A 5,314-nucleotide genomic window follows, 5' to 3' on the forward strand; every position below is an offset into this window, starting at 1 on the left:
CACCGAGACCGCTCCCGCCCGGCACCCCTCGACCACCGCCTTCTCGGCGGTTGCCCCCGCGAGCCGCGCGGCCAGGAACGCGCCCGTGAAAGCGTCACCGGCGCCGGTGGTGTCGACCGCCTGCACGGACGTCGCCGGCACCCGCGCCGCCACGTCCCCCGCGTGGCACACCAGGGCGCCCAGCGCCCCGTTCTTGGCCACGACCAGCGGAAACGTCCGGCTCAACCGGGATGCGGCTTCGGTGAGTTCGGCCGTCCCCGAGAGCAGTTCCGCCTCGGCGTGGCTGGGCAGCAGAACGTCCACGCCACGTACGGCGTTCAGAAAGCGATCGACCCCGGTCCGGGCCAGGAAGCCCGCCGACGCGGGGTCCACGCTCACCGTGGCGCCCCGGGCTCGTGCTGTACGGATGGCGGCGACCGCAGCGGCCCGGCTGGACTCGGCGAAGAACAGATAGCCGGACACATGGAGATGGGCGATCCCGTCGAACAGGCCGGATGAGAGGTCCTCGGGCCGCAACCGCAACACGGCACCGCTGTCCGTGAGGAACGTGCGCTCCGCCGCGTCGCCCCCGTTCACCAGGCACACCACCGTGCCCGTCGGCGCCTCCTCGTCGACCGTGAGGTGAGCCCGTACCCCCGCGGCGTCCAGGCGCCGGGCGTGCCACTGCGCGGCATCCGCGCCCACGCGGCCGGCGAACCGGACGTCCTCAGTGCCCCAATACGCCGCCCAGCAGGCCACATTGGCGCCCGCGCCGCCCGGCATCATCCGTATCGCGGCCGCCGTGTCCGTGCCCGACGCGAGGGGGAGCGTATGGCGCGCCACCACATCGGTCACCACATCACCGAGAACGAGCAGTCCGCCGGGCACCGGCGTCCCGTCACCCGCGGCCCACTCCCGTCCGCCGCGATCCCCGCTCATACCCGCGCCGCCGCGATCCTCGCCGCCGGCCCCGCTGATACCCGCGCCGCCGCGATCCCCGCCGATACCCTCGCCACCATCCCCGCTCATGCCCACGCCGCCGCGATCTTCGCCGCGAGGCGTACGTTCCCCCGTACCGCCGCGAGATTGGCCCGCAGCGAGGCCCCTTTCGTACGCCGCACAAGGAAGTCCAGCAGGAACGGCGTGACCGCCTGACCCGTCACCCCCTGCTCGTCGCAGGCCCGCAGTGCGTCGTCGAGCACCTGGTCGTGGAGAGCGGGGTCGAGCTGCTCCGCGACCGGCACCGGGTTGGCGACGATCAACGCGGCGTCGGGACCGCCGAGTTCGTCCTGGGCGCGCAGCACCGCGGCGACATCCGCGGGGGAGTACAGCGACCAGTCCACCGGCTGACCCGAATCCGCCACATAGAACCCGGGGAAACGTTCCGTGCGATAGCCGGCGACGGCGACGCCGAGCGTCTCCAGGCGCTCCAGCGTCGCCGGTACGTCGAGGATCGACTTCACCCCGGCGCAGACCACCGCGATCCGGGTCCGCGCGAGCAGCCCCAGGTCGGCCGACTCGTCCTGCGTGCTGGTCCACTGCCGGTGCACGCCGCCGAGTCCGCCGGTCGCGAAGATCCGGATCCCGGCGAGGGCGGCCAGGAACGCCGTACCGGACACGGTCGTCGCCCCGGTCGCGCCCGTCGCCAGGGCGAGCGGCAGATCCCGCTGCCCGAGCTTGCGTACGCTGTCACCTGCCGCGATCCGTTCCAGTTGCTGCTTGTCCAGACCGATCCGCGCTTGGCCGTCGACCACGGCGACCGTCGCCGGTACGGCGCCTTCCTCCCGTACCGACTGCTCGAATTCCAGGGCCACTTCGAGATTGCGCGGGCGCGGCAGCCCGTGCGCGATGATCGTCGACTCGAGGGCCACGACCGGCCGCCGCCCCGCGATCGCTTCCCGTACTTCAGCGGAAACCACCAGCACGCGCACGTCTCCCCTCGTCGAGCACACTCGTCGTGTCCCCTTCATCCTTGGCGAGCACGGCGGACCGCCAAACCGCCGCGGCATACGCGTGCCCGCGCACCCCTGCGGATACGCGGGCACGCCGGCGGCGCGGCCGCTCAGACGGGACGCACCCCGTCCAGCACTCCATGCGGATTCAGTACGTACTTACGGCTGGCGCCCTGGTCGAACTCGGCGTAGCCGCGCGGGGCGTCCTCGATGCCGATCACGGTGGCGTTGACCGCCTTCGCGATGTGCACGCGCTCGTGCAGGATCGCCCTCATCAGGCCGTGGTGGTACTTCATCACCGGGCACTGCCCCGTGGTGAACCGGTGGCTCTTGGCCCAGCCCAGGCCCAGGCGCACCTTGAGCGTGCCGCTGCGCGCGTCCTGGTCGACGCCGCCCGGGTCGTCGGTCACATAGAGGCCCGGGATGCCGAGCGCGCCGCCCGCACGGACCGCGCCCATCAGGGAGTTGAGCACAGTGGCCGGTGCTTCGGGCGAGTCCGGCCCATGCGCCCTCGCTTCAAAGCCGACCGCGTCGACCGCGGCGTCCACCTCGGGCTCACCGAGGATCTGGGCGATCTGTTCGTCCACGCTGCCACGGGTCAGATCGATCGTCTCGCAGCCGAAACTCCGTGCCTGGGCGAGGCGTTCGGCGTTGAGATCGCCGACGATCACCACGGCCGCACCGAGCAGCTGCGCCGACGCGGCGGCCGCGAGCCCCACGGGCCCGGCACCGGCCACGTACACCGTCGAGCCGACCTTGGTCCCGGCGGTGACCGCGCCGTGGAAGCCGGTCGGGAAGATGTCGGACAGCATGGTCAGGTCGAGGAGCTTCGCCCGTGCCTGGTCCCGGTCGGGGAACCTGAGCAGGTTGAAGTCCGCGTACGGGATCATGACGTACTCGGCCTGTCCGCCGACCCAGCCGCCCATGTCGACATAGCCATAAGCGGCCCCGGGGCGTGCCGGGTTGACGCTCAGACAGAGACCGGTCTTGCGTTCCTTGCAGTTGCGGCAGCGGCCGCAGGCGATGTTGAACGGGACCGAGACGATGTCACCGGTCTCGACGGTCTCCACATCGGGACCGCGTTCGACGACCTCTCCGGTGATCTCGTGCCCGAGCACCAGACCTTCGGGCGCGGTGGTGCGGCCGCGCACCATGTGCTGGTCGCTGCCGCAGATGTTGGTGGCGAGGACCTTGAGGATCACTCCGTGCCGGCACTTGCGGCCGACGTTCTCGGGTGCGACCCCTGGTCCGTCCTGGAGTTCAAGCGTCGGGTAGTCGATGGTCCTGACTTCCACGGCTCCCGGCTTGAGATACGCGACTGCTTTGTTTCCGGCGGATCCGCTCATGGATCGCTCGCCGTCCCTTCGGCTCTAGGCAGCGGATGTGCGTCCACGGGCGGGTCGCGCCCGTGGCTCGTACGGCCTGTGCGCATGGCGGAGTCTGCTACCGGGGCGGGGAGGCGGCCAGGGGGTGCGGAGGGGTAATCGGGCCGGTTCGTATGGCCCGGCGGAGGCCCCTGCGGCCAGGGTCTCTAGAGTGACCGGCCATGACGACTGATCTTGATCCCGCAGCCACCGCCACCGCCGCTGTCACCGCCGCAGCCACCGCCACCGCCGCTGCCGACACCGCGGCCCCCGCTTCCTTCGCCGTGCACATCCCGGACGCCGAGCTCGAACCCGAACCGCTCGACCCCGCCCAGATCGTGTCGGGCACGCCCGAGGTGACCGGCAAGGTGCTGTGGGAGTCGCCGGACGGCAAGCAGCTGCGCGGCATCTGGCAGATCACGCCGGGCGTCGTCACCGACACGGAGGCGAACGAGCTGTTCGTGGTGGTGAGCGGGCGGGCGACCGTGGCGGTCGAGGGCGGGGACGTCCTCGAACTCGGGCCGGGCGTCGCGGCGGTGCTGCGCGAAGGGGACCGTACGACGTGGACCGTGCACGAGACGCTGCGCAAGGCGTACCACATCAGCCTCTGACGCCTCTCGCGTCTCCGACGTCCCGGATGCGTCAGACGCCTTTGACGGCCGGCTCGCTGTGCATCACTCCTACGGTCAACTCGCCGCGTCCGGCGTCTCCTTGGGCCGGCGCGAGCGCCGCGGTGTGAGTACCGCGAGCGCGGCCAGCGGAAGCAGCAGTACGGCGGCGATCAGGTTGAGCCAGGCGTAGCTCGCCTGCGCGACGATCAAGCCGGCCGCAGCGCCGCCCACACCCGCCGCCGTGTTCATGGTCAGGTCGGACAGGCCCTGGGCGGCGGCCCGGGCGGGCTGCGGGACGGAGTCGGTGAGCAGGGCGGAGCCGGAGACCAGACCGGCCGACCAGCCGAGGCCGAGTACGAACAGACCGATGGCAGTCTGGGTGTGGTTGGGGCCCGCGGTGCCGGCTAGCAGGGCGGCCACCGCGAGCAGCGAGACGGCCAGCGCGATCACGGAGAGCCGGCCGAGGCGGTCCGAGAGGCGGCCCATCACCGGCGAGAACGCGTACATACCGGCGATGTGGCCGCTGATCACAAGGCCGATCAGATCGATGTCCGCGCCGTGGTGGCCCAGGTCGACCGGGGTCATCGACATGATCGAGACCATCGCGGTGTGCGAGACGGCGACCGTCACCAGGGCGAGCCGGGCCTTCGGCGATGCGGCGACCGCGGCCAGTCCCGCGCGCAGCGAGCGGCTCTGCGGCGAGCCGTTCGCCTCGGGGTCGAGGGCGCGGGCGGCGAGCAGCGGATCGGGTCGAAGCAGTACGGCGACGAGCACGGCCGAGACGACGAAGACCCCCGCCGCCCACAGGAACGCGCCCGACGCCTCGGGTATCCCGAGGCCCGAGACGCTGCGGCCCGCGGGTGCGGCGATATTGGGGCCGAGGACGGCGCCGATGGTCGTCGCCCAGACGACGTTGGAGATCGCCCGCGCCCGGTGCTGCGGTTCGGCGAGGTCGGCCGCCGCGAACCTGGCCTGCAGATTGGCCGAGGACGCGGCACCGAAGCCCGCCATGCCGATCAGGAGCAGCGGAAAGTTCCCGATCGCGGCCGCGAGCACCACGACCCCCGCGCCCAACGCGCCGATCGCATACGCCAGTACGAGTCCGGGCCGTCGTCCGCGCCGGGTCATCAGGGCGGCCAGCGGCATCGACAGGATCGCGGTACCGGCCACCGTCGCGGTCGGCGCAAGGCCGGAGAGCGCCTCGGTGCCGCTGACCTCCTGGGCGAGGACGGCGGCCAGCGCGATCCCGGTGGCGACTCCGAGCCCGCCCAGGATCTGGCTCGCGATCAGCACGGCGGTGGTCCGCCGGCGCAGCGCGGGCACCTGCTCGGGCGTGATCGATATCGGGGACGGCTCGGTGGTGGTCACCGGCGCAGTGTGCCAGGCGGGGGCGGGAGGACGGCAGGGT

General features: G+C 72.1%; 5 protein-coding genes. 1 reads left to right on the forward strand and 4 read right to left on the reverse strand.

The genetic code is table 11. From position 1 onward, the window contains the following. The 3 genes from G6045_RS39005 to fdhA form a co-directional block, all read right to left on the reverse strand. On the reverse strand, positions 1–918 hold a 918-nt coding region (locus G6045_RS39005), incomplete at its 3' end, for a carbohydrate kinase family protein (RefSeq protein ID WP_206344764.1). Positions 919–1,004: 86 nt separating this feature from the next. Next, complete coding sequence (locus G6045_RS39010; protein ID WP_165336987.1) at positions 1,005–1,904, reverse strand: pseudouridine-5'-phosphate glycosidase; 900 nt, start codon at positions 1,902–1,904, stop codon at positions 1,005–1,007. Between the two features lie 137 nt (positions 1,905–2,041). Further along, on the reverse strand, positions 2,042–3,277 hold the full coding sequence (fdhA, locus tag G6045_RS39015; RefSeq protein WP_165336988.1) for a formaldehyde dehydrogenase, glutathione-independent: 1,236 nt from the start codon (positions 3,275–3,277) through the stop codon (positions 2,042–2,044). Between the two features lie 200 nt (positions 3,278–3,477). Here fdhA and G6045_RS39020 point away from each other — a divergent pair, with 200 nt between their 5' ends. Next, the gene (locus G6045_RS39020) at positions 3,478–3,906 is read left to right on the forward strand and encodes a cupin domain-containing protein (protein ID WP_206344766.1); all 429 of its coding nucleotides are present in this window, start codon (positions 3,478–3,480) and stop codon (positions 3,904–3,906) included. 75 nt (positions 3,907–3,981) lie between these two features. Here G6045_RS39020 and G6045_RS39025 read toward each other — a convergent pair whose 3' ends face one another. Next, positions 3,982–5,274, reverse strand: a complete 1,293-nt coding sequence (locus G6045_RS39025; RefSeq protein ID WP_165336989.1) for an MFS transporter — start codon at positions 5,272–5,274, stop codon at positions 3,982–3,984. Between the last annotated feature and the right edge of the window lie 40 nt (positions 5,275–5,314).

This window comes from Streptomyces mesophilus, assembly GCF_011044995.1.
GTDB classification, from domain to species: Bacteria; Actinomycetota; Actinomycetes; order Streptomycetales; family Streptomycetaceae; genus Streptomyces; species Streptomyces mesophilus.

Excerpts from the sequence above, each read along its gene's own strand:
- fdhA (WP_165336988.1), bottom strand. The coding sequence starts at position 3,277 with ATGAGCGGATCCGCCGGAAACAAAGCAGTCGCGTATCTCAAGCCGGGA.
- G6045_RS39020 (WP_206344766.1), top strand. The coding sequence starts at position 3,478 with ATGACGACTGATCTTGATCCCGCAGCCACCGCCACCGCCGCTGTCACC.